This window comes from Rhodanobacter sp. FW102-FHT14D06 (assembly GCF_043950705.1).
In the GTDB taxonomy this organism is placed as follows: Bacteria; Pseudomonadota; Gammaproteobacteria; order Xanthomonadales; family Rhodanobacteraceae; genus Rhodanobacter.
Map to the genome: position 1 here is coordinate 510558 of NZ_CP170722.1, position 24796 is coordinate 535353.

Sequence of the window (24796 nt, forward strand, 5' to 3'; positions counted from 1 at the left end):
CCTCGCTCAGATCACCACCAGGTCGGCATGCAGCGCGCCGGCCTGCTTCAGCGCCTGCAGGATCGAGATCAGGTCGCTGGGCGTGGCGCCGACCTGGTTCACCGCGCGCACGATGGCGTCCAGGCTCACGCCCGGGCCGAACTTGAACATGTGCGCGCCTTCCTCGCTGACCTGCACGCTGCTGGACGGCACGATCGCCGTCTGGCCCTGGCTGAAGGGCGCCGGCTGGCTGACCTGCGGTTGTTCGCCGATGGTCACCTGGATCGCGCCGTGCGCCACCGCCGCGGCGGTGACGCGCACGTCCGAGCCGATGACCACGGTGCCGGTGCGCGAGTTGACGATGATCCGCGCCGGCGCATCGCCCGGCTGCACGTCGAGATTCTGGATCGCGCCCAGCCAGGCCACTTTCTGCGCCGGGTCCTGCGGGCCGCGCACCGAGACGGTGCCGCCGTCCACCGGCTGCGCGGTGCCGGCGCCATACGCGTGGTTGATCGCGGTGGCGATGCGCGTGGCGGTGGTGAAATCCGCCGTGTTGAGGTTGAGCATCAGGTCGCCGCCGCCGGCGAACGAGGAGGCCACCACGCGTTCCACCGAGGCGCCGTTGGGGATGCGTCCGCTGGCGGAAATGTTCACCTGCACGCTGGAGCCGCTCTTGCCCTGCGCGCTGATGCCGCCGACCACCACGCTGCCCTGCGCCACCGCGTAGACGTTGCCGTCGGCGCCGCGCAACGGCGCCATCAGCAACTGGCCGCCGCGGATGCTCTTGGCGTTGCCGATCGAGGCGACGGTGACGTCGATGGTCTGGCCCGGCTTGGCGAACGGCGGCAGGTCGGCCGTCACCATCACCGCCGCGGCGTTCTTCAACTGCGGCCGCGCATTGGCCGGCACGGTGATGCCGAACTGTTGCAGCATGTTCTCCAGGCTCTGCGTGGTGAACGGCGCCTGCGTAGTCTGGTCGCCCGAGCCGTCCAGGCCCACGACCAGGCCGTAGCCGATCAGCTGGTTGCTGCGCACGCCCTGCACCTGCACCAGGTCGCGGATCTTGTCGGCGTGGGCCGGGGCGATGAGCAGCAGGCACAGCGCGATGCCAGACACGAACCGCACACTGGCTCCCTCTCCCCTGCGGCGACCGAAGGGAGTCCCCTTGCGGGTGGAGGAGGGTTGGGGTGAGAGGACACGCTTGCGAAAGAGGTGGGCGAGGCGACACATGAAAGCAAAGGCGTTGCGTACGTGCGTGGATTTGCTCGCGACAATCCGCCCCTCATCCCAACCTTCTCCCCGAGGGGGAGAAGGGGCAAAGGTGCCGTGCGGGTTCGCACCCTCGTGCCTCCGCGCACCCGTCAAGCCAATGGACAAATGGGCGTTCATTCAAAAGGGCATCCACTTGGAATTGAAGAAGCGCGACAGCCAGCCGCGCGTGTTCGCGTCGGCGAGGGTGCCGCGACCGGTGTAGCTGATCCGTGCGTCGGCGACGCGGGTGGACGGCACCACGTTGTCCTGGCCGATGTCCTGCGGACGCACGATGCCGGCGATGCGCACCAGCTCCTGGCCCTGGTTGATGGTCAGCCACTTCTCGCCGCGCACGATCAGGTTGCCGTTGGACAGGCGCTGCGCCACGGTGACGGTGATCTGCCCGGTGAGCTGGTTGCTCTGGCTGCTCGAGCCGGCGCCGTCGAAGCTGCGCTCGCCGTCCAGGCCGATGTCGGCGACCTTGCCGCCGATCGCCAGCGCATGCCCGAGCACGGTGGGCGAGGCGAGCTTGGCCTTGTCGGTCTTGCTGGTGGTGGTGGTGGCCTTCTTGCTGGCCTGGGTGCTCTCCACCAGCGCGACGGTGAGGATGTCGCCCACGCGATGCGCGCGCGGATCGGCGAACAGCTCCATGTTCTGCTGGTCGTGGTAGATCGAGCCGTCGGCGGGCGTCGCAGCCATCTGCGGGGCGGGCGGCGAGGTCGGCGCCCACTGCGCGTCGTCGCGCGCGCCGGGGCCGCTGGCGCAGCCGGCCAGCAGGGCCAGCGCGCACAGGGCAAGGGGGAAACGGCAGGCAAGCATCACGTCGCGCCTCAGGTCTTGTTGGTGAGGAACTGCAGCATCGAGTCGGCGGCCGACACCGCCTTGGAATTCATCTCGTAGGTGCGCTGGGTCTCGATCATGTTGACCATCTGCTCCACCACGTTGACGTTGGAGGACTCCAGTGCGCCCTGCGCCAGCGTGCCCAGGCCGTTCAGGCCGGGCTGGCCGATCTGCGGGGAACCGCTGGAGGCGGTCTCGAGATAGAGGTTGTCCCCGTTCGGCTGCAGACCGGCGGGGTTGATGAAATCGGCCAGTTGCACGGTGCCGATCTGCTGGGTGGCGGCCTGGCCGGGCAGGCTCACGCTGACCGTGCCGTCGCTGCCGATGGTGATGCTCTGCGCATTGGGCGGAACGCTCAGCGCCGGATCCAGCGCGTAGCCGTTGGCGGTGACGATCTGCCCGTTCTGGTCCATGTGCAGCGAACCGTCACGGGTGTAGGCGATGCTGCCGTCGGGCATCGTCACCTGCAGGAAACCGCGGCCCTGGATCGCCAGATCCAGCGAGTTGCCGGTCTGTTCGATGTTGCCCTGGGTGAAAAGCTTCTCGCTGCCGACCACGCGCACGCCGGTACCCAGCATCAGGCCGGACGGCGCCTGGGTCTGCTCGGTGGTCTGCCCGCCGGGCTGACGCAGGTTCTGGTAGACCAGGTCCTGGAACGCGGCGCGCGCGCTCTTGTAGCCGGTGGTGTTGGCATTGGCGAGGTTGTTCGAGATGACGTCCATGCGCGTCTGCTGCGCATCGAGGCCGGTCTTGGCTACCCACAAGGATGAAAACATGTCGTTGGACTCCGTCTGGACGTCTGGATGTCTGTTTTGGCGAGGCCGGTCAGGTCATCTGCAGCAGGCGCGAAGCAGCCTGCGCGTTCTCGTCGGCGCTCTTGATCGAGCGGATCTGCAGCTCGTACTGGCGCGACAGCTGGATCATCTGCACCAGCGTCTGCGAAGGGTCGACGTTGCTCGACTCCAGCACGCCGGATTTCAGCGCCACCGCCGGGTCCGCCTGCGCGGTAGTGCCGTCGGCGAGGTGCATCAGGCCGTCGCTGCCCAGCGCGAGCTGGTCGACCGGCGGGTTGACCAGCTTGATCCGGCCTACCGCGGCGATGGTTTCCGGCGACTGGCCCATCGGCACCACCGACACGGTGCCGTCGGCGCCGATGTTCATCTGGCTGCTCTGCGGCACGCTGATCGGGCCGCCCTCGCCCAGCACCAGGTTGCCGCGCGCGTCGGTGAGCAGGCCGTCCGGCGTCAGCCGCAGTTCGCCGGCGCGGGTGTAGCCCTCGCTGCCGTCGGCGCCCTGCACCGCGATCCAGCCGGTGCCCTGCACGGCGACGTCCAGCGTGCGGCCGGTCTCGATCTGGCCGCCCTCGCGCAGATCCACACCCAGCCCGTGCGCCACGCCGTTGACCCGCGTGGCCAGCCCCGGCCCCTGGATCACCAGCGGCTGGAACGCCGACAGCTGCGCCTTGAAACCGACCGTGTCGGCATTGGCCAGGTTGTGCGCCACCTCGGACTGCGCCCGCATCATCTGCGTGGCGCCGGTCATGGCTACGTAAAGCGAACGATCCATGGGGACTTCCTTCAGGAGTGAGTGGAGAGGAGTGAGAAGAGAGAGAAAGCCGCCTTCTCTCACTCCTCACTCCTTGTTCCTCACTCCTCAGTTGCGGATGTTGATGATGGTCTGGGTCAGCTGGTTGTCGGTGGAGATCACCTGCGCATTCGCCTGGTAGTTGCGCTGCGCCTTGATCATGTTGACCAGCTGCGCGGTGAGGTCGGCGGTGTTGGAGGCCTCCAGCGCGCCGGCCTGCACGCTGCCGAAGGTGCCGTTGCCGGCCGCGCCCATCACCGGCGTGCCGGAGTCGTACGAGGCCGCCCAGTTGGTGTTGTCGAGCTGGCGCAGGCCTTGTTCGTTGCTGAACTGGGCGATCGCCAGCTGGCCCAGCGCGGTGCTCTGGCCGTTGGAATACTTCGCCTGCACCACGCCTTCGCGCGACACGTCGATGCTGGACAGGATGCCGGTGGGATAGCCGTCCTGGTTGATCGCGCTGGCGGCGTAGGCGTTGCCGAACTGGGTGGCCTTGGTCATGTCCAGGGTCAGCTGCATCGGGTCGGCACCCGGGCTCACCGCCGCGGCGGGGAACGCGAGCTGGCCGTTGGCAGGGGCAACCAGGCTGCCGTTGCTGCCGAAGGTCAGCGTCTGCGGCGTGCCGACCGCGGTGCCGTCGATGTAGAGGTTGGCGTTCCACACGTTGGCCGCCGCGTCCTTGACGAAATACACCACGCCGTTGTGGGTGGCGCCGAGCGAGTCGTAGGCGGTGAACGGCGTGGCCTGGTTGTAGCTGGACGGATCGTTCAGCGGGTCGAAGGCGGTGGCCGGTGGCGTGGCGTCGGAAGGCAGGTTCAAGGCCATCTGCACCGAGCTGGTGGCCTTGGCCGCGTTCTGCGCGGTGAACAGCTGCAGGTCGGTCATGGTGCTGGTGTCGAAGCCGCCGCCGGCCACCGGCGGGAACACCTGCAGGCGCTGGCCGTTGGCGTTCATCACGTAGCCGTTCTGGTCTTTCTGGAAGGCGCCGGCGCGGGTGTAGGAGTAGCCCTTGCCGTCGCGGATGGTGAAGAAGCCCTCGCCGCTCAGGGCGAAATCCAGGCTGTTGTTGGTGGTCTCCACGCTGCCGGCGGTGAACTGCTGCGCCACGTTGGTCAGCCGCACGCCGCTGCCGACCTGGCTGGAGCTCAAGTTGGGGCCGGCCGCGCTGAACAGCTCGGCGAACTGCGCGCGCGAGCCCTTGAAACCGGTGGTGCCGGTGTTGGCGATGTTGTTGGCCGTGACCTCGAGATCTTTCGAGGCGGCGTTCAGACCGCTCAGTGCAATGTTGAATGCCATCGGAGCATTTCCTCGTTCGGTTGCGACCCTTGAGGTCGTCAGTTGATCTGTGCGACCTGACTCAGCAGGACCCCGCCAAAACCATCCACGTCCAGATAGGTGCCGTCGGCGCCGGTCATGCCCACGCCGGTGACCTTGCCGCTGACGTAAGTCGCCACGGCGGTATTGCCCGCCTGCGCGGCCAGCCCGTAGGTGCCCGGCGCCAGCGCCTCGCCGTTGTCGCCGATGCCGTCCCAGTGGAAGCGCACCAGCCCGGCCGCGGGCTTGCCCAGGTCGATCGTGCGCAGCACGGTGCCGCTGGCGTCGGTGATCTTGACGAACACCTGGCCGCCGCCGTCGGGCACGTTGACCGCGCCGTCCATGCCGCTCGCGGCCAGCGTGCCGGCCTCGGCCGGCACCACCACATCGCGGCCGATCATCCCGCTCGCCTGCAGGATCTGGTTGCCCTGCAGCGACTTGCCGAGATCGTCGAACGAGGCCTGCAACGCCTGCGTCGCCGAGACCTGGCTGATCTGCGCGAGCTGGCTGACCATCTGCGATGAATCCATCGGCTTGGTCGGGTCCTGGTTGCGCATCTGCTGCACCAGCAGGCTCAGGAAGTCGGCCTGGCCCAGGGTTTTCTCCTTGCCCAGGCTGGCTGCCTTCGCCGCGCTGGCGGCATTGCCGATCGCCATGTCGCTCATGCGTGGTTCCTCGTGGCGGAGTGAAGGTGATTCATGTGCTGGCGCCTCACTTGCCCAGGTCCAGGGTCTTCTGCAGCAGCTGGCGCGCCGAGTTCATCACCTCGACGTTGTTCTGGTAGGAGCGCGAAGCGGAAATCATGTTGACCAGCTCGTCGACCGGATTGACGTTGCTCGCATAGACGTAGCCGTCGGCATCGGCCAGCGGGTTGCCCGGTTCGTAGCGGCGGGGAATCGCCGCCTGGCTCTCGGTGACGCCGAGCACCTGCACGCCGTCGCCGGGCGCGTTCGGATCGCTTGCGCCCTGCTGGTTGCGGACAGTCGCGAACAGCGGCTCGCGCGAGCGGTAGGCCGCTTCGGGCGAACTGGCCACGCTGTCGGCATTGGCCAGGTTGCTGGCCACCGTGTTGAGGCGGGTCGATTGCGCGGCCATGCCGGAGCCGGCCACGCTGAAGATGGAGAACATCGACATCAGCCCTGGCCTCCGTTGATCGCCATCCGCAACATGCGGATCTGCGCGGTGATGAACGACAGGCTGGCCTGGTAATGCACGCCGTTGGCGGCGAACGCGGCCTGCTCCACCTGCGCATCGACGGTGTTGCCGTCCATGCTGGGCTGGGTCGGCACGCGGTAGGCGAGCGCCTCGGCGCTGCGCCCGGCACCGGCGATCTGGCCCGGCGCATCGGTTTCCAGCGCCACGCCGTTCGCCGCGTCGCTGGCCGTGGCCAGCACCTTGCGGAAATCCACGTCGCGCGCCAGGTATCCGGGCGTGTCGGCGTTGGCCAGGTTGTTGGCCAGCACTTCGGTACGGCGCTGCCACAGGTCGAGCGCCTGGGTATGGATGCCGAACAGATTGGGGGTGGACGGGTTCATTGTTTCGCTCCGCATGCACTGCTGCACGGAAGCGAAAGGCAAATTGCATGCCACGGGCCGGGAAGCCTTGCGGCAGCTCGAATTCCGCGCATGTCGCGCGGCGCCGTCAGACAGATGCCGCGGCGAAAGACGGTTTGTTGACGCGGCCCCGGCGCCGCGCGCCCGGCGTCAGCCGGTTGCCGCCTGCGGCGCGGCGACGGGTTCGGGCAGCAACTCCATCACCGCCTGCGCCAGCTGGTCGGGGTGGAACTTCGCCACGAAGCGGTCGGCCTTGACCTCCTTCACCATGCCCTCGTTGAACATGCCGCTGAGCGAGCTGTGCAACAGCACCTTGATCCGGCGCAGCGTCGGGGCCTCGCGGATCGCGCGGGTCAGCGCATAGCCGTCCAGCCGCGGCATCTCGATGTCCGATACCACCAGTTCGATCGCCTGCGCCGGGTCGCCCGCGGCCAGCTCCAGCAGCCGCTCCAGCGCCTCGCGCCCGTCCTTGGCCACCACGCAATCGGTGCCCAGTTGCTTGAACAGGTTGACCAGCCGCCGCCGCGCGATGCCCGAATCGTCCACCACCATCACCCGCCGCGACGCCAGCGAACGATGGCTGGCCTCGCGCTGCAGCCCCGCCGACAGCTCGGCCGGCGGTGCGTCGATGCTGGCCAGCACGTGCTCCACGTCGACCACCGCCAGCAGCGCGCCATCGACCCGGGTCACCGCGTTCACCCGCGAACCGAACCCCAGCGCACTGGCCGGCGCTGCCATCGCGTCGCCCGCGCAATGCACCATGCGCTGCAGGTCGGCCACCAGGAAACCCTGCACCGAGCGGTTGAACTCGGTCACCATCAGGTGCGCCGATTCCACCTCGCGCAGCGGCGCGTAACCCAGCGCGGCAGCCAGATCGATCACCGGAATGGTCTGCCCGCGGTAATCGCAGCTGCCCGCGATCAACTCGTGCACGCCGTGCAGGCGCTCCATCGGCGGTCGGCGCAGCACCTCGCGCACCTTGAACACGTTGATGCCGAACAACTGCTGGTCGCCCAGCCGGAACAACAGCATCGCCACCCGGTTGTGCCCGGCCAGCCGCGTGTGCTGCTCCACTTTCTCCAGCAATGTGCCGGCCATGCGGCCTCCCTCGGCAAGCGCGGCCGCCACGCGACCGTCTGCTGCGCTATCGGCCGGGCATGCCCCGCCTTTAGCCGGCAAAGCCCGCCCCCAGTGGTGGGGTGATCACATCGCCGCACCCACTGGCATGCGGATTGCTTGCTCAAGCTTCGACACCTGTGGCCGATGCAGCAGCCATTCCATTCCTTTGCGAGTCGACGCCAGCACCATGAGCTTTCTTCTCAAACAGCACATTGCCGCCCTGGTGAAAGCCGCCGCCCAAGGGGACGACGCCGAGCTCGCCGTGCTGCGACACCGCCACCCGCGCACCGCCGCGGTACTGGCGCCGCTGCTGGCGCGCGCCGCCAGCCGGCCGCCGTCGGCGGTGGCGCTGCAGACCATGGAACAGCAAGGCCTCGTGCTCGGCGCCGCACAACAACTGGCGCGCGAGCAGACCGCACTGGACCAGGCCGCCGCCGAAAGCCGCGCCAGCGTCGATCGCTTGACGGATGGCAGCGCCGGGATCTCGACGGCCCTGCAGCAGTTGGGCGCCGACCTGGAGCAGGCCAGCCACGCCGGCAGCGTCGGCGCCGACGGCGTCAGCGAGCTGGACGGCCAGCTGCGCCTGCTGCGCAGCGCGCTCAGCGCAATGAACCGCAACCAGAGCAAGCTGGCCGAACAGGTCGCGCAGATACGCAAGCTGACCGGCGCCGTGCAGGAGATCGCCCATCAGACCAACCTGGTGGCGCTGAACGCCGCCATCGAGGCGGCCCGCGCCGGCGAGGCCGGGCGCGGCTTCGCGGTGGTGGCCGACGAGGTCAAGCAGCTGGCCGAGAAAACCGCGCTGACCACCACTGAAATCGAGACCGTCACCGTCTCCATCGGCGATTTCTCGCTGCAGCTCGATGGCGACGTCAACCACGGCCTGCAGCAGCTCAAGCGCGCCCAGGTCGGCGTGAGCCAGTGCAGCAACCAGCTGGGCGAAGGCAGCGCCACCCTGCGTACCGCCAGCGAACGCATCCGCAAGCTGCAACAGGGTCACGACGCGCAACACGCGCGCGCCACCACCGCGCAGGCGGCACTGGGCGCTTCGCAGCGACGCAGCAGCGAGGCGCGGCGCCAATCCGAATCGCTCCATCGCGCCGCCCTGCTGGCGCATCGCCTTGGCCTGGACTGGCTGGAAGGCGAAAGCGGCAACGACCCGGCCAGCCTCAGCCTGACCGTGCGCGAAGCGGCCATGAACCTGCGCCAGGCGATGAGCCTGGCCCTGCTCGAACCGGCCGCGCTGGACCGGCGCTGGTTCGACACCCACGCCCTGGTCAGCGGCGTGCAGCGGCTCGCCCGGCTGCGTCGCGGCGGCGACAACGGCGCCGCGCTCGGCGATGCCGGCACCCAACTGGGCGAACAGGGCCAGCGCTTCATCACCTTGCTCGGCGCCGGGCAACTCGACCAGGCCGGCGCCGTGGCACGCGAACTCGAAGCGGGCCAGGACGCCCTGCTCGCCCAGCTCGACGCCCTGCTGGCCGACGCATGACCCTGCGCGCCGCCCTCGCCGCCGTCGGGTTGGTCGCGTTGCTGGGCAGCGCCACCGCGCATGCCGCTGCCACGCAGTCGCTCGACAGCGTGCGCGCGGCAGCCGAACAGGCGATGCAAGATCGTTACAGCCGACCCGGCAGCCGCGTCGTGGTCAGCACCGAACCGCTGGACACGCGCCTGCAACTGGACGCATGCAGCGAGCCGCTGCGCGCGCTCGTTTCCGAACAGGCACAGCCGCGCTCGCGCATGACCGTGCCGGTGCAGTGCCCGCAGCCCGGCGGCTGGATCGTGCGCGTGCCGATCCAGTTGCAGGTGTTTCGCCAGGTGCTGGTAAGCAGCCGCGCGCTGCTGCGCGGCGACGGCATCGGCGCCGCCGACGTGCACGTCGAGCAACGCGACGTGACCCGCCTCGGCTACGGCTACCTGGACAACCTCGACCAGATCGCCGGCCGCACGCTTTCGCGCGCACTGGCGCGCGGCAGCGTGCTCAGTCCCGGCAGCCTGGGCGGGCGACGCATGGTGCGCGCGGGCGACCACGTGCAGGTGCTGGCGCAGCTCGAAGGCATCTCGGTGCGCGCCGAAGGCGTGGCGCTGGGCAGCGGCGACAACGGCGCCCGCCTGCGCGTGCGCAACGCGGCATCGGGGCGGGTGATCGACGCCATGGTCAGCGCGCCGGGCGTGGTGGTGGCCCTGCCATGAAACCGACACCCCTCATTCGAACCATGAAAATCAGTCACTTGCGCCACGGCGCGAGCGACGGTCGCGGCCCGGTCGATTTTTCGACGGGCTGCTAAAGTTTTCCGGACAGCGGCCGATTATCCAGTCACAGGGCACACTCCAGCGGGACGGGTTCAATGAACACGACGATTACCAACAACGGTTTGCCGAAGCTGCCGCAGGCCGGCAGCGGCACGGGCAGCGGCACCTCGGCCAATGCAGCCGCCGCGCCGGAGGCTTCGGTCGCGGCGCCACGCAACGCCGATCAGCTCAAGCTGACCGATTCGGCGCGGGCACTGCAGGAGGTCGCCCGGCTGGGCGACGCCTCGCCGATCGACGCCAAACGCGTCGAACAGGTGCGCCAGGCCATCGCCGACGGCAGCTACAAGATCGACGCCGGCAAGATCGCCGAACGCCTGCTGGCGATGGATCAGCAACTCGGCGGCACGGACAAGGCATGAGGCAGCCGCTGCAGTACGAACTGAACGATGCGCTCGCGTCCGTTCTGGACGAGATGCAGCAGCGTGCCGAGCAGTTGCAGACCACGCTGGAAGCCGAGCGTGCCGCGCTGGACATCGCCGACGCGGCAGCGCTGGACGCGGCGGGCAACCGCAAGCAGGCGCTGATGCAGCAACTGGAGCAACTCGACGCCGACCGTCGGCTGCTGCAGCGCCAGCAGCCGGTCAGCGACGCATCGCGCGAATCGCGCTGGGCGCAGATCCTGCAGGTGCTGCGCCACTGCCACGCGCTGAACCTGCGCAACGGCAGCCTGGTCAACCAGCGGCTGGCCCAGTTGCGCCAGGCGCTGGCCATCCTCACCGGCCACGCCGGCGAAGGCGAACTCTATGGCAGCGGCGGCGAACTGCACGGCAGCCTGCGCTCCAAATCGCTGGCCGCCGCATGAACGCGACATCCCACCCCTTCGCTGCCACCTGTCCCCGCAGGCGACACCCCCACTGACCACACGGCCGGCGCCGGCTGGCCCCGCACCGATGCGATGACCGACCATGAGCAATCTCCACGCCTCCCCCGTCGCCTCCCCGAACCACGCCAGCGCCGCCGAACAGCCCCCCGCCTCGGCACTCGTTCCGCTGGCCACGCCGCTGCCGGTGCTGCGCACGCCGATGCTCGACCGCGAGCGCAACCTGTTCGCCTATGAAATCGTCTTCCACTGCGAGCCGGGTGACGAGCAGAACCTGCTGCGCAGCGTGCTCTCCACCATCACCGACGGCGCGCTGACGCGGCTGGTGCGCGGCAACCGCGCCTTCCTCAACCTGCCCGCCGAACTGCTGCCCGAAGACTCCGACGTGCTGCTGCACCAGCCGCGCCTTGGCGTGGTGCTGCAACCTTCGGTGGCCGACGACGCGGCGCTGATGAAGCGCCTGCAGCAGATGGCCGAACGCGGCTGCCAGCTGCTGCTGGAAGCCGGCGACATCGACCCGGAAAGCAGCCGCCAGCTGCAGGCGCTGCTGCAGATCGTGCAACTGGTGCGGCTGGACGCCAGCCGGCTGACGCCGGAGACGCTGAAGGAGCGCACCGAGTACCTGTTCGCCCGCGGCATCCGCGTGGTCATCGGCCAGGTCAACGACCACCCCACCTACGAGCGCTGCCTGGAGCTGCAGGTGCAGGCGATCCAGGGACGGTTCCTGCTGATCCCGCAGCCCGTCGCCGTACCGGTGCTCACCGCCAACCGCATGAGCATCCTGCGGCTGATGGGCGCGCTGCAGGAAAAGAACCCCGGGCCGGTGGAACTGGGCAACATCATCCGCGACGACGCCGTGCTGAGCTACAAGCTGCTCAGCTGCGTGAACTCCGCCTATTTCGCCCTGCCGCGCCAGTTGAAGTCGGTGCAGCAGGCGGCGATCTTCTTCGGCGTCACGCGCATGCGCAACTGGATCGAGACGATGTCCCTGTGCGGCATGGACGACCACCCGCCCGAGCTGCTGCGCGCGGCGCTGATCCGTGCGCACATGTGCGAGAAATTCGCCGCCGGCAACTCGGCCATCTCGCCTGAAACCGCCTTCACCGTGGGCCTGTTCTCGCTGCTGGACACGCTGATGTGCGCACCGATGGATTTCCTGCTCAGCCATTTGCGGCTGGTGCCGGAAGTCAGCGACGCGCTGACCGACCGCAGCGGTCCGTACGGCACCCTGCTCAAGCAGATCATCGCCTGGGAAGCCGGCGAAATGACCAGCGGCATGGCCACGCCCCAGCGCATCATGAGCATGGCCTCGATCTACCTGGGCGCCACGCAGTGGGCCGACCAGGTGTTCGCCTCCGCCAACGGCAAGCAGGCCGCCTGACCGCACACCGGGCCACCGCCGGGGGCTTGTCACACACCCCCGCGCGACAAGCCCGCGCCCATCGCCGATAATGCGCACTCGTCGCGAATGCGCCGCGTCGGCCACTCCGCTTGCCGCAGATCAGCGACCCGACCCCGCGCGCATCGCACACTCCCCCGCCGTACCCGCGCGCTTTTCGCGCGGGCGCACAGGAATGAACCGATGAGCCGCACCATCCACTGCAGCAAGCTCCACGTCGACGCCGAAGGCCTCGACTTCGCACCCTGGCCCGGCCCCCTCGGCCAGCGCATCTATGCCGAGATCTCCAAGCCCGCGTGGCAGCAATGGCTGGCCCACCAGACCACCCTGATCAACGAATACCGGCTCAACCCGCTCGACGCGAAATCGCGCCAGTACCTGGGCGAGCAGATGGAGAAATTCCTGTTCGGCGGCGACGTCGACCATGCCGCCGGCTTCACCCCGCCGCCCTCCGCATCTTGACGATTCCGCACACTTTCGGTCTAATGCACGGCTCCACGCATCAACGGCAACCCACCCGGTTGTGCTTGATCGCCAGGTTCCCGGCCGGGTAGCTCAGTTGGTAGAGCAGGGGATTGAAAATCCCCGTGTCGGCGGTTCGATTCCGTCCCCGGCCACCATTAGAATCAACGACTTAGCCCGCTTTTCAGCGGGCTATTTTGTTTTGTGGCTCCGCCGTGACTCCCGCGGCTGGCCATGCCCACAAAGGGTCTCCCCGGCTCGGCCTTGATCGCCGTGCGCGTGGCTCCTTATCCTGCGGACATGATCAAACGCTCCGTCAAAGAGCTCAGCAGCGATCCCTTCCTGATCGATCTTGAACGCTACGGCGATCACAAGATTGCGTCACAAGGCCAAGCAGCGGGCTATCTCAACAAAAGCATCAGCACGCTCAGCGATTGGCGAAAGAAGGGGAAGCGTCCACCGGGCTGGATCGATGACGATGGCATCGGCTACCCAGTTGGCGAGTTGAAGCGCTACGTGCAGGAGCAACTTGCACGAACAGCATCTCCCGATGCCTCGACATCCGCAGCGACGCCGTCCCCACCCACGACTTCTACTGCTGCGGATGCCGATGGCGTCCCGCTGTCTGGCGAAGCGCTTGAGGCTTATGGGATGGACGAGCCGATGATGCGCGGAGGACGGCGCAAGAAGGTTGCTCACGCTACTTTCGCCGGCTTCCTGAGCACTGGGCTTCCGGACGATGAGTGGGTCTTCGTGGTGGTTCCCGAGCGTAGGCTTGGGAATATCCATCGACCTGTCGATCTGATCGCGTCCATGGACCTGCCCTGGGAGCAGGTTCGAGACGCGACTTGCGAGCAACTCACGCTCAGCCACTACCTTGACCGCATGGCGGAATTTTCGAGGCTGGCTGCCGATTACCTGGCGGGGCAAGCCCAAGCCAGCGAGCGAGCCGCACTGCTCGATCAAATCGCCCCGACGAGCAATGGGAAGGGGCGGGGTCGGGGATGATCTCTCGTCCGTGAAGTCTCCGTTCAACTCTATTCGGCTATGCGCGAACAGCGTTGGACGCAGCTCCCCTCAACTCACGGTTCTCTGCTTGCTCCAGCGGGTGGTGTAGCAGGGGCTGAGAATCCATTGCTGGATCGTCCAGCCCCTCTCACAATCGCTCACCAGTATCTGATCGGACGGAAATACTGGTTGGCTACAACGACGCCAACCAACCCGCCATGATGGCGTCCGCTTCCGCTCTAACCTTCTCCACAAGAGTGCTTCGCTTGTCGGCATCGTGCTCCCCATGCGCCTTCTCGACCGATCGAGCGAGCGCCAGGTGATCAGGGTTCTTAGGCTTGAACACGGGCAACCGCATGTGCTTGAAAATGTCACCCACTTGGATCGCCACATTGTGGCTTTCCACGAACTCCGCGACCGTCGCCGAGTTTAGAATGCCGCAGAGGTAGTGGGCCTCTTTCTTGTCGTCCAGGGCCACGAAGAAGATTTTGTGATCCGGCACGTAGGGGCGCTTTCCGACGAGCGGAACGTCTGCACTGCCCGCCACGGCAGCGCTGAACTTCCCTGACATTTCTGCCCAGATGACCTTCCAAGGCTTGAAGGTGAAGTCGCCCACATTGTAGATGGCGTAATACGGCGCTCCCATCGGCTCCATCCGACCCCGATAGGTGGAACGCATTTCGAGCAGTCGATCGGCTCCTTGATTGAAGCCGTTGAAGTAGGCTTTGGTGCGATTCAGCTCCGCGTATTCACGCCCTGCTTGCTGGAAGTCGCCCTTCTTGATGCCCTTGTTCGGAACGATGGCGAATAGCTCTTCCACGGGTTTTAGGTAGCAGGGCTTGAAGTCGGCCGCCCCCTTGATGAGCGGGTAAAGCCAATTGGGCTCGATCCACTGCTTGCGTGCTGGACCGATATCTTTCTTCCCGGCTTCGGGCCGAGACTGGATCCGAACTTGTTGTTTGGCTTCGCTGATTTCCAGCACCCTCACGAAATAGACCCCATTGAGGTCCACCGTGATCCCCTTGCGCCCCTCCACCCAAGGGTCTTCCCCCACCATGGACATCGGTTGAAGAACCTGGAACCGCCCCGGGGCAAGGATGGCCCAAGGCGAGCCCGTGTCCGACTCGGACACCGGGTTTGCCTCCATGCCGGTTCGCTTGACCTTGGCCGCGACATCGGTCCAGCTGATGGTGGGATCAATGGAACGGCTTTCCCCTGGAACTGCATCCCATACCTTGTAAGGCACAGGGTAGACCGGCGCCTTCTTGGTCTTGACGAACACGGCCACTGCCGTCTTGTTCGCCGCATCTGGGAACGGCTTCAACGCTTTCAAATCGTCCACACTGACGGGAACGAGGTTGCCGGTCTCATTGATGCGGAAGTTACGAAACCCTGCCGAGGACGGGTTCTGGAACACGGCCTGGGTGATAACGAAGGCCAACTTCCCGCCTTGTTTGAGCCACTTGTCGCCCGTGGTGTAGGTGATCATGGCGGAAATGTCTAACTCGTTCCCGCCGTGATGCTTGGTCTTCGAGAAGATGTCGTAGCCTTCGCAAACCTTCTTGACCCGGTTGCGGTAGGCCTCGGGGAGGCTGGACCAACGCACCCATGGCGGGTTGCCGACGATGGCATCGAACTTCCCAGCAGTGGCCGACCAGAAAAAGTTGCGGACGATCCGGAACCAAATGCCGTTCCAGTTCTTGCGGTGAAGCGCAAGCACCTGGCTGTAGGTTTCTTGGAGCGGTGCCGACCATTCCTTGTCCTCCTTAGGGGTGACGAGCCCCGAGGACAACAGGAGTCTTTGGACCTTACGAAACTCCTGATCCTTCTCGACCTGTTCTCCCATGACCTGAAGCACGGCATCGAGCCGATCCCGATTGAAAGCCAGCGGAGCAGGCAGCTTGATTTTCAGGTTGGCTTCGCTGCTGCCGATTTCGTAAAGCACGACCTTCTCACCGTCAATCGGATCAGGCGCAGGCGAATAGATCGCGTCAGCGAGTAGCACTGGGATCTCGATCGCGGTTCCTGGCTCTTGTTTGAGCAGGTCCGCAATCTCCATCAGGAAGTTGACGCGGGCGGTCTGGACGGCCAGCGGGTTAAGGTCAAACCCCCACACCTCGTCGCAAAGTGCCGCAATGGTTGGACCAGCCTCCCATCCGTTGTCTTTGGCCTCCTTCTTCTTGCGCCTCAACACTGAAATCAGGAAAGCGCCGGACCCGCAGGTGGGATCCAGCATGCGCTTACCCAGCCAGTTCCCTTTCTTGACCTGGTCAACCGTGAAATCCACCAGCCAATCCGGCGTGTAGAACTCGCCCAGGCTCTTTCGCAGCGTCTCCGGCACCAGGCCCTGGTAGAAGTCGCGCAGGGCGTCACGCTGGCGTTCCAGGTGATCCGTCCGATACAACGCCAACTTGCCCAACAGCGTTTTCAACGCTTGGACCAGCGGTGCTTGGAAGCGAGCGTCCCGACCGGCTTCCAGATACCAACTGAAGATCGCCTCTTCGACAAACCCATTGATGTTGGCGGCGCTGAAAAGTCGTCCGCCTTCAATGTCTCTGTCGAGTTTCTGGATCAGCGCAGCAGGACCGAGCAGTGCACACATCGTTTCCGCTGGTGCCTTCTCCGCTGTCAGGTCGTGGGCGGAAACAATCTCGGCCGCCAGCAACTTGATCAACAGCGAGTTGTAGGTATGGATGACGAACAATCGTCCGGACAGGCTTTGTGCGGCCGGCCCGCGCCAGGTGAAGTTCAACACCTGGTCGATGGCGGCTTTCTGATCCACGGTCAGGTCCGCCACTTGGCCGTAGAGGCTCTTCCATTCCTCGTAGAGCATTTTGATCTTGGAGGGCGCGTGGTCCTTCAACGCCGTCGATAGCGCATCGGCGAACACCTGCATCACGCCGGTCGCGACGGGTGAGCCATGCCCGAAATCCCGGATAAGGTTGTCCGAGTCCACCGCCGGGCGAACGCTGCTCAAACAAGCGTCAACCACCAGAGCAAACGACTGGATCGAGAACGGCAGGAGGTGGCCGGCATGAATAGCCCCGTTTCGCACCTGAGTGAAACAGACGTGCTCCCCGTCGATAGCGATCCCGATGTAATCGGCCTCCGGGAGTCCCTGCTTCTTCGCCAATTTCTGGATGTAGGGCAAGAGCCTTTTGTCCGTCGCTTCAACGAACTTCGCACTCTTGGTGGCACCCTTGAAAAGGCCAGGCCCCTTGAACTCGATGACCACATTGTTGTAGCTGCTGTCCCGGTTTTGCCGCTCGGCATCGAAATCGAAGCCCGTTGCCTTCTCCAAAGCGGCGATCCACCCCAGACGGACTTCCTCTTCACCTTGCCACGGCTTGCGGCGCTTCCGATCAATATCTTTGAAGGCCTGCACGACCTCGGTGTAGTCGGCCGTAACGGCAGCAACGCTGGTCTTTCTTGCCATGAGGGGCCTCTGTGAGAATCAACTCACCTTTGTCTACCGAACACCTGCATATTGTCAACGACTGACAGCTGGCTCAGACCATTTTTCGGCAGTGCGATCCACGGCAGCGAGGGGAGATTGGCCCTCCTCCGGCATAGGGCCCTCAGCTTCTACATGGAGCAAGTTGCAGCTGCGGTCGCTGGCGATAGCTGTTCCCACCCCTCCCGGTATGGATCCAGCCATCCAGCCCCGCACCCGATCGAGAGCCCCTTCCGATCGTAGTCGGGCAGGAACCGCCGGAGCACGCCGTCCTGGTGCGCCTGTCCGCCTTTCCCGGGTGCCGCCAGCCACGCGGCGTGGGAGCGCCTGATCACGTCGGCTACTACGGCGCTTGGGACCACCCAGCAGATTGGGGGCTCGTGTCCTTCGGGGTCCCCGAAATCGACGAAGACGTAAAACAGTGAGGCACCGACGATCTCTTCATGCTTCGCTTTCATGTGCCAACCGCCGTCGCTGCCCTTGGCGACGCGCGACTTCACCTGGATCGCTGAGAGGCGGTGGCCCAGGTCGTCGGACACGATGATGTCGGCGTTCGGCACCCCGGCCGGGGCGAGCGCGGCGATGAAGTCACGGCGTAGGAGCTGGCACATGACGAAGTGCTCGCCTGCGGCGCCGAGAAGTGAGGATTTGGAGACCATGTGAGCCTGTCCAGGTTGGCGTCCCCACATGGTATGGGCAAACGGATATCCCCTGCCGCGCCAATCCGACAGCCGAAGGCGTGGTCCGCCTACATCGCTCTGACGCTCAGCAGTTCATGCTGACCTCGCCCCGCAAGTCCGGCCCGATCCGACCGCGGCGTCCGGCGAACGCCTGCCGACACCATCGTCCGGTGGAACCGACGAACGGGGCGCCTACACAGCAGAGCGCCGGCCTAGCCGGCGCTTTCGTTTGAGGGGTGAAGCGCGGGCTACATCAGCCCGCGTGCCGCAAAGCTCGTCACTGGCCCGGCGGTCACCACCAGGTGATCGAGGACCCGCACCCCGACGATTTTCAGGGCGTTGACCAACTCGGTGGTCAGCGCGCGATCTGCTGCACTGGGTTCCGAGACACCGCTTGGGTGATTGTGAGCCAGGATGGCGGCTGCGGCGTTGATGTCGAGTGCTGCTCGGATGACTTCGCGGCAGTGCACGCTGGCGCCATCGATCGTGCCGTTGAAGAGCCGTTGGCAATCCAGGATCCGGTGGCGATTGTCGAGCCACAGGATGTGGAATTCCTCGTGCGGCAGACTGCCGAGGCGCATCCGAAGGTAGTCGCTTGCATCAGAGGGGTTGCTGATGCTGCCTTGCCGTTCCAGCTTCGCTCGCAGAAGCGCCTCGGCGGTGCTCAGGATGTCTTGCTCGGTGATGTCGCCCTTGCGGCGGTAGTTGCCTTGGCTGTCGCGGATGAGGCTCATGATCTTCTCCCGCGGCGCGGGATTGCGCCGTGGGCCTCGATGAGCGACGCGAGAAGAGGCCTGCAGCACCGGAACTCCGCCGCACAGCGGCGGATGGAGGCGGGAACATCGTGGACGAGGGCTTGCCCCTTGCGCGGGACGATCGCTAGCCATCCTGGCTCACGAATAGGTGCAAGCCAGTGTTGCGGAGAGCGGTGGGCGGTCCCTTAGCCGCACCGCCTCACTTCCCAGGGAAGGCGACCTTGACCCTCTCGTCGAATTTTTCCAGCCAAGTCTTCACCTGCGTCACATCATCCTTGAGCACCTCAGCCGACGGGACTTTTGTAGGTGCCTCCTGAGCCTGCGAGTGCACGAAGCCGGAATACTTCGACATCATTTCATCAATCAGCTGGCAGTCCTCCGGTGTCACCAGCGCCAACTTGGCAATCTTGTTCTTCGTCTGAACGTCCCTTCGATAGCGGGCTATAACATCCGCGCACAGGTGGTATTCCACGATCTTCTCCAGGAAGAGACGGAAGGTGCTGCAAAGACCAGCTCGTGCGTATGGCTCGACGTTCGCAGGCACCTTGGCCAGACTGCTGATCCCCTGAAGCAGGCTGTTGAGACCCGCCTTCGGCTTCTGGGAAAAGATGTCGAATTCTGAGGGCACGCCCGCGCCATCAGCCGTTCGGGCGATCACCTGGACCGCCACGGAAACTTGCTGACCGAATTCGACTATCTTGCTTGCAGCAGCCTGAAGCAACGTCATCATCGACAAGCGGTGCGTGAATACGATGACCTGCCGAGTCCGGCTCAATTCAACCAACCGAGTGGCGACCGCTTCCTCGAAGTCTTGATCGAGCGATGAGATCGGATCGTCAAAGATTACCGGCGCCGCGCGGGCACCACCGGTGACATCTGCGAGAAAGGACGCCAACGCGACCGCCCGTTGCTCGCCTTCGCTCAGGACCATCCTCGGAGCGACCTTGGTCTTCGCTTCTTTCAGATCGAGACTGAAGCTGAAGCGGCCCTTGCCTTCGGACTTGGTGTTCAACTTCACACGGACCTGGCTCCCACCCAGCCCCGCAAGTTCTTTATTGAAGCGCTCGACATAACCGCTGACAAGATAGTCATTGGCGACCTCACCGACCTTCTTCGTCAGTGCAGTCGTGACGGTCAGCGCCACTGCATCATCGAGCGACTTGAGCGTTGCCTGCCTCTCGCATTCTTCAAGCAAGGAGGGCCGGATACTCGCCAGCCACTTCTGTGCTTTCAACACCCCTAGGCGAGCCGTCTTCTCTGCCCGCCCTTGTGCCCCGGCCACCGCAATCAGTGCCTCGCGTTCACGCTGAAGTCCGGCATCCTTGTTGCTCAAGGCATCAAGCAGGCGAGAGAAGTCAAGAGGCGGGAGTCCCGCTGGGTCCTCGGATTTCTCGGCCGCACGGAAACGGTCCGACAGAACGTCCTGAAGGGGCTTGAGGGCGTCTTCGGTGAGACCGGTTGCCGCCTCTACCAGCGGCCAAAAGGTCGCCTCAGGAGCGTTGACGAAGTCGGTCACGGCATCGGCCAGCAGCTGCTCGGCGGCCTTGGCCGTGGTCTCCAGCGCGCCCTCCAGATACTCGGAGAAGCTGCGCATGCGACCCTTCGCTTCGTCTCCGAGTTCCTGCTGGCACAGCACACACCGAGCCTGGCCGCCAAGCACGGGATAGTCACTCCCGACGTAGGCAACCGCTTCCGAGTAGTTCTTTGCGTGGTTCCAGAGCTCACGCCAGACCGCCTCACCCACACCCGCCAGCGGAATGCCCTCGAAGAGTTCCTTGGCGAAAGCGGTGGCTGCCGATCGCTTCGTGGTCGCGTCCTTCCGCGCGGCCACCACCGTCCGGATGGCTTCATCGGCTAGCCCTTTCGCCAGCTCCTCGCATGTCGTGCGGATATCCGTGTTGCGCTGGAGGCTGGCCGACAGGGCCGCAATCTTTCCGGCGGGATCCTCAGCCGCGAGCGCCCCTTCCAATTCGACAATTTCTTCGTCGATATTCTTCGGAAGTGCGCAGGCCTCATTGACCTCATGAGGTTTGGCCTGTGACGCCTTGGCGAAGAACTGCGCTGCCGGCGTGTTCGCATGTTCATTTGGTAGGGCTGGCAACTTCGATACTGTGAGGTCTCTTCGGCGGCGAAGCTCGGCCGCCACACCGTCGGAAGCCGCAATCAGCCCAGAAAGGAACCGCATTGCTCGGGGCTCGTGGGTTGCCGCATTCGACTTGTCCGTGAACAGCGTTGCAGCTGTCGTGTCGAACACCTGGACTGTAGATACCAAGTTCCGAATGGGCCCCGTGGCCAGCTTCCACTGCTGCGGCGGTTGATCCTTAGCGTCGATTGCGAGCACCACGACCGCTTCCGGCGGCGTGTTATCCCCGTCAAACACGTTTCCGAAGAGGCGGTCGTCCTTGGTCTTGGATCCGCAGATTTCCTTGATCAAGCGCGCATAGCCGGTCTTTCCGCTTCCGTTCGTTCCGTAGATGACCGTGAGGTTTCCTTGATCCGAGTTGAGAACGGCATCAGCACGTAATGCGTTCACTCCCTTGATCTGGCTCACCGACTTCAATCGAATCTCAGGCCCGGTGGGGACAGCCTCGATAGACCCGTTCTCAAGTGGCGCGAACTTCTGCTTCAGTTCCTGCCGGGCTTCTGCCAGGCAGTGATCAGCCAGCGCGGCGATCTCCTCTTGGTCGGGATGACGACGCCTGGCGAGAAATTCAGAAGCCGCCCGCCGCAACCAGTCACTGCGCTCATTGAGCCACGCCTCAATGGTCTGTGCTGCTTTCTTGCCCCCTGTCGCTGCCATGGTTCAATCCCTGTTCCGAGTGGTCTAAGTCCATAGATTACTCCCGGGCCGAAAATGCATTGGAGGGGGGACTTCCGACTCGGCGAAATATGGCTAGCTTGAATTGGGACCCGGGCATTTCGCCCGCGACAACAGGTCCCAATCATGCGCCCCAACAAATATCTCCGAGCGATCCCCATCGCGCTCGCCTTACTCGCCCAATCGGCATTCGCCTCAACCTGCCCTTACACGTATATCTGCGTCGGCGACACGACGAACGCACTGCTTCCGAACGCGACTCCCGCTACGCAAGCGCTCGGCGCTCAATCCGTGGCTTTCGGCGGGCGAGCGCTGACCAACGGCTCGACGGCGATCGGGAATGGCTCGCTCGCTGGATATAACGGCGGGTTCGACCCCGCGACCACGAACGCGAACGCATACGCCACGGCGATCGGCTACTCCTCGCAAGCTTGGGGAGCGGAGACCTTCGCCGGTGGCTACTCAAGCACTGCAATCGGCACCGGCGATATCGCGATCGGCTCTCACGCGACGACGGACACACAGATCACGGGAAGCACGAAGTATTCGACGGCGATCGGTGCTTACACGCAGGTCGATGGCTTCAACGCCACCGGAATCGGCTCAAATGTCGTCGTGAAGGGCAACGGCGCGTTCGCCGCGGGTGCAAGCGCGCAAGCGATCGGCCTGAGCAACATCGCTATTCTCGGCTCCGCCACGGGCTCAGATCACTCGATCGCGATCGGCGGCATTTCGAGCGCGCCTTACGCCAACGCTTGGGGCTTCAACGCTCAGGCCACAGCACAGAACAGCGACGCGATCGGTGCGGGCAGCCGCGCGACTGAGAGCGACACGGTGAGCTTCGGCGACCCGAACGCCACCTCGATCGGCAGTCCGACCGTCGGCTACTACCGGCGCCTCGTCAACGTCGCCGACGGCACGGCTCCGCAGGACGTCACGACGCTGAACCAGCTCATGCAGAGCACCGCGGCACTCGGCGGTGGCGCATCGTTCAACGGCGGCACCTTCACCGCTCCGACCTACAGCCTCGGTGGCAACACGTATCACGATGTCGGCTCTGCGCTCTCGTATTTGAATAGCCAGATCGGCACCGGGACTGGCAGCGCTGCTCCTGTGTGGCTCGCCTCCACGGACACCACCACGACCGCCAGCGCCCAGGGCACCGATGGCACGACCGTCGGCGCCGGGGCACAAGCGGGCAACAGCAACACCGCTTTCAACGTCGCCATCGGCGCTCGCGCTCAGGCCGGCACGCTCGGTGCCGCCGCCAATGGCACCGGTGGCCAGGACACCGCCGTCGGCGTGGATAGCGCCGCGACCGGTGTAGGTGCGGAAGCATTCGGTTATGGATCGCAAGCCACTGCCGCTTTCAGCACTGCCATCGGCAACGGTTCTCTCGCTGATCAGTCGAGCACGGTGAGCTTCGGCAACGGTCAGTCAGGGATCTATCGCCGCCTCGTAAACCTGGCCGATGGCACCGCACCGCACGACGCGATGACGGTCGGCCAAGGTGATCTCGTCACCTCGATTTTCGGCGGCGGCGCGAGCTTGCTGTCGAACACGGCTCCGACTTATGTCTTCACTTCGCCTGTCGCGGCGGGTAGCTACTACGACGTTGGGTCTGCCTTGTCAGCCCTCGACAACGGGCTGACTGCCGTCAATACGCGGATCGACAACTTGCCGGCTTCGGGCACTGGACCGGCTGGCCCTCAGGGACCGGCCGGCCCACAGGGTCCGCAAGGGCCGAAGGGCGACACGGGTGCAACTGGCCCGCAAGGCCCACAGGGTCCGCAAGGGCCGAAGGGCGACACGGGTGCAACTGGCCCGCAAGGCCCACAGGGTCCGCAAGGGCCAGCCGGGACCGGGAATGGTTCCGATGCATTGGCCGTGCACTACGACAGCACGGACAAGTCGAGCGTGACGCTGGCTGGCGCTGACGGCACGACGATTCACAACGTGGCCGCTGGTTCCGCCCCGACTGACGCAGCAAATGTCTCGCAAGTCCAAGCCGCCGAGACTTCGGCCGTCACGACCTCGGAGACCTACACCGACGGCCAGGTGTCGAACGTCAAATCGTGGGCGCAGAGCTACACCGACCAGCAAGCGGCCGCCGCCGTGCAGCAAGCCAATTCATACACCGACTGGAAATTCCGTCAGCTCGATGACCGGTTTTCGCGAGTGACCGCCGTTGGCTCAGCCGCCACGGCCATGGCCGCAAACTTCCGCGGTGACAACTCGCTCGCGGCAGGCGTCGGCTTCGCGGGCGGGCACAACGCCCTGGCTGTCGGCTACCGCCACGTGATGTCCGGTGGGCACGTCTCAGTCAGCTTCCACGGCGCGATCTCGGGTTCCGAGCGGACCTTGGGCGCTGGCATTGGTTATAGCTGGTAATCGGGAGCACACGACATGAAATCCATCCTTTCTACCCTCGTCCTTGCTGCCTTGGTCGCCACTTCGGCGGCCCGGGCCCAAGGCAACCTCCGCTCGGCAGCTGAGACCGCGGTCTCGGCCGCTGCCGAGGTTCGCGCTTCGCATGATGGGAGTTATTCCGACTTGGCAGATCCCCGATCAGTAGCGTCCCTGCCTTGGGGTGCACTGATCGCCTTCTCCGGCCAACACTTCGGAGACGTGGCCACGTTCCAGCGCTTCGGCCTCCACCTGGACGGCCTGCCCCGGCATGACTGCGTGCCGTTCATCACCCAAGTCGCCGCGCACTTCGATGACATCTGGATCGCCGACGCCGCGCCCACCGCGATCGGCGACTCGGTCTACACCAGTGGCCATCTCGATCACTCGAAGCTCGTGAGCGCGTGTCGTGCGCACGCGTCGCTCGGCTTCGATCTCATCACTCACTAACTTGAAGGATTTCCCATGACTACTCTCGCTCTCCACCTGCCCCAATACCGGCGTCGGCAAGGCTTCGGCTTGCTCGAAGTCATCCTAGTGTTCGCCCTCGTCATCGGTGCGGCTGCTGTCGTCTTCGCGGTGTTCCAGTCGGCTAACGCGTCCTCCGAAGGGTCCACAGTCAATGACGAGATCAGCACGGTCGTAGCTAGCCTCCGCACCAGCCCATGGGGCATGGCTCACAATTACGCTTCGATGCCCACCGACGCCCTGGTCACGGCTCACCTCGCTCCTCCATCCATGATCCAGAACGGCGAGGCGGTCACCCCTTACGGTCCGATCCTGGTGGCGCCCTGGTATAACGACGCGCGACAGTTCGACATCAACTTCAACCACATCCCGGATATGGGCGGCGAGTGTTCCAAGGTCGTCGCGTCGTTTGGTGCCATGGGCTTCGACGACATCCTCGTCGCGGGTAGCGGCCCGTCAGACACCGGTGGCTCCGTCTACACGAACGGAAAGCTGGACATGTCGAAAGTCGCGCACTGGTGCTCCGGGTTGAACACGTCCGATGCGAGCGTCGGCATGGATCTCGTAGGTCACTGA

General features: G+C 65.2%; 23 protein-coding genes and 1 tRNA gene. 11 read left to right on the forward strand and 13 right to left on the reverse strand.

Annotation, left to right across the window (positions count from 1 at the left end; all coding sequences use genetic code 11):
• Positions 1-6 precede the first annotated feature (6 nt).
• The 9 genes from ACFCQI_RS02660 to ACFCQI_RS02700 form a co-directional block, all read right to left on the reverse strand.
• A complete protein-coding gene (locus ACFCQI_RS02660; RefSeq protein WP_395119830.1) occupies positions 7-1104 on the reverse strand; it encodes a flagellar basal body P-ring protein FlgI in 1098 nt (365 codons plus the stop codon).
• A gap of 264 nt (positions 1105-1368) precedes the next feature.
• Positions 1369-2049, reverse strand: a complete 681-nt coding sequence (gene flgH, locus ACFCQI_RS02665; protein ID WP_395119831.1) for a flagellar basal body L-ring protein FlgH — start codon at positions 2047-2049, stop codon at positions 1369-1371.
• Positions 2050-2060: 11 nt separating this feature from the next.
• Positions 2061-2846 (reverse strand): flagellar basal-body rod protein FlgG, encoded by a 786-nt coding sequence (flgG, locus tag ACFCQI_RS02670; RefSeq protein ID WP_395119832.1) that lies wholly within the window; start codon positions 2844-2846, stop codon positions 2061-2063.
• Between the two features lie 49 nt (positions 2847-2895).
• Positions 2896-3636 (reverse strand): flagellar basal-body rod protein FlgF, encoded by a 741-nt coding sequence (gene flgF, locus ACFCQI_RS02675; RefSeq protein WP_395119833.1) that lies wholly within the window; start codon positions 3634-3636, stop codon positions 2896-2898.
• Between the two features lie 87 nt (positions 3637-3723).
• Entirely contained in the window at positions 3724-4947 is a 1224-nt protein-coding gene (flgE, locus tag ACFCQI_RS02680) for a flagellar hook protein FlgE (protein ID WP_395119834.1), read from the reverse strand.
• A gap of 38 nt (positions 4948-4985) precedes the next feature.
• Complete coding sequence (locus ACFCQI_RS02685; protein WP_395119835.1) at positions 4986-5630, reverse strand: flagellar hook assembly protein FlgD; 645 nt, start codon at positions 5628-5630, stop codon at positions 4986-4988.
• A 46-nt stretch (positions 5631-5676) separates the two neighbouring features.
• The gene (gene flgC / locus ACFCQI_RS02690; RefSeq protein ID WP_395119836.1) at positions 5677-6099 is read right to left on the reverse strand and encodes a flagellar basal body rod protein FlgC; all 423 of its coding nucleotides are present in this window, start codon (positions 6097-6099) and stop codon (positions 5677-5679) included.
• Entirely contained in the window at positions 6099-6500 is a 402-nt protein-coding gene (gene flgB, locus ACFCQI_RS02695) for a flagellar basal body rod protein FlgB (protein WP_395119837.1), read from the reverse strand. The genes flgC and flgB overlap by 1 nt, the downstream gene beginning before the upstream one ends.
• A 168-nt stretch (positions 6501-6668) precedes the next feature.
• Entirely contained in the window at positions 6669-7616 is a 948-nt protein-coding gene (locus ACFCQI_RS02700; protein WP_395119838.1) for a chemotaxis protein, read from the reverse strand.
• Between the two features lie 208 nt (positions 7617-7824).
• Here ACFCQI_RS02700 and ACFCQI_RS02705 point away from each other — a divergent pair, with 208 nt between their 5' ends.
• From ACFCQI_RS02705 to ACFCQI_RS02740, 8 genes are all read left to right on the forward strand, one after another.
• Entirely contained in the window at positions 7825-9129 is a 1305-nt protein-coding gene (locus ACFCQI_RS02705; RefSeq protein ID WP_395119839.1) for a methyl-accepting chemotaxis protein, read from the forward strand.
• Positions 9126-9830 carry a flagellar basal body P-ring formation chaperone FlgA gene (gene flgA / locus ACFCQI_RS02710; RefSeq protein WP_395119840.1) on the forward strand — a complete coding sequence of 235 codons (705 nt, stop codon included), beginning with the start codon at positions 9126-9128 and terminating at the stop codon, positions 9828-9830. Before ACFCQI_RS02705 ends, flgA begins: the two co-directional genes overlap by 4 nt.
• Positions 9831-9985: 155 nt before the next feature.
• Complete coding sequence (gene flgM, locus ACFCQI_RS02715) at positions 9986-10309, forward strand: flagellar biosynthesis anti-sigma factor FlgM (RefSeq protein WP_395119841.1); 324 nt, start codon at positions 9986-9988, stop codon at positions 10307-10309.
• On the forward strand, positions 10306-10752 hold the full coding sequence (locus ACFCQI_RS02720; RefSeq protein ID WP_395119842.1) for a flagella synthesis protein FlgN: 447 nt from the start codon (positions 10306-10308) through the stop codon (positions 10750-10752). Before flgM ends, ACFCQI_RS02720 begins: the two co-directional genes overlap by 4 nt.
• Positions 10753-10855: 103 nt before the next feature.
• Entirely contained in the window at positions 10856-12151 is a 1296-nt protein-coding gene (locus tag ACFCQI_RS02725; protein ID WP_395119843.1) for an EAL and HDOD domain-containing protein, read from the forward strand.
• A 201-nt stretch (positions 12152-12352) separates the two neighbouring features.
• Entirely contained in the window at positions 12353-12631 is a 279-nt protein-coding gene (locus tag ACFCQI_RS02730) for an oxidative damage protection protein (protein WP_395119844.1), read from the forward strand.
• Positions 12632-12713: 82 nt separating this feature from the next.
• A tRNA-Phe gene (locus tag ACFCQI_RS02735) sits at positions 12714-12789 on the forward strand.
• Positions 12790-12895: 106 nt separating this feature from the next.
• Positions 12896-13639: a hypothetical protein gene (locus ACFCQI_RS02740; protein ID WP_395119845.1), complete on the forward strand. Its 744-nt coding sequence runs from the start codon at positions 12896-12898 to the stop codon at positions 13637-13639.
• 193 nt (positions 13640-13832) lie between these two features.
• On the opposite strand, the gene ACFCQI_RS02745 is transcribed toward ACFCQI_RS02740, so the two are convergent.
• The 4 genes from ACFCQI_RS02745 to ACFCQI_RS02760 all read right to left on the reverse strand — a co-directional run bounded on the left by ACFCQI_RS02745 (position 13833) and on the right by ACFCQI_RS02760 (position 21328).
• Positions 13833-17075 (reverse strand): Eco57I restriction-modification methylase domain-containing protein, encoded by a 3243-nt coding sequence (locus ACFCQI_RS02745; RefSeq protein WP_395119846.1) that lies wholly within the window; start codon positions 17073-17075, stop codon positions 13833-13835.
• Positions 17076-17224: 149 nt separating this feature from the next.
• Positions 17225-17752 carry a hypothetical protein gene (locus tag ACFCQI_RS02750; RefSeq protein WP_395119847.1) on the reverse strand — a complete coding sequence of 176 codons (528 nt, stop codon included), beginning with the start codon at positions 17750-17752 and terminating at the stop codon, positions 17225-17227.
• Between the two features lie 269 nt (positions 17753-18021).
• Positions 18022-18507 carry a RadC family protein gene (locus ACFCQI_RS02755; RefSeq protein ID WP_395119848.1) on the reverse strand — a complete coding sequence of 162 codons (486 nt, stop codon included), beginning with the start codon at positions 18505-18507 and terminating at the stop codon, positions 18022-18024.
• 220 nt (positions 18508-18727) lie between these two features.
• Entirely contained in the window at positions 18728-21328 is a 2601-nt protein-coding gene (locus tag ACFCQI_RS02760; RefSeq protein WP_395119849.1) for an AAA family ATPase, read from the reverse strand.
• Between the two features lie 144 nt (positions 21329-21472).
• On the opposite strand from ACFCQI_RS02760, the gene ACFCQI_RS02765 reads away from it, so the two are divergent.
• The 3 genes from ACFCQI_RS02765 to ACFCQI_RS02775 are packed head-to-tail and all read left to right on the forward strand — an operon-like array spanning position 21473 to position 24796.
• Positions 21473-23737 carry a YadA-like family protein gene (locus ACFCQI_RS02765; protein WP_395119850.1) on the forward strand — a complete coding sequence of 755 codons (2265 nt, stop codon included), beginning with the start codon at positions 21473-21475 and terminating at the stop codon, positions 23735-23737.
• A 15-nt stretch (positions 23738-23752) separates the two neighbouring features.
• Positions 23753-24202, forward strand: coding sequence for a hypothetical protein (locus tag ACFCQI_RS02770; RefSeq protein ID WP_395119851.1), 450 nt, complete (start codon positions 23753-23755; stop codon positions 24200-24202).
• Between the two features lie 15 nt (positions 24203-24217).
• Positions 24218-24796: a type II secretion system protein gene (locus ACFCQI_RS02775; RefSeq protein WP_395119852.1), complete on the forward strand. Its 579-nt coding sequence runs from the start codon at positions 24218-24220 to the stop codon at positions 24794-24796.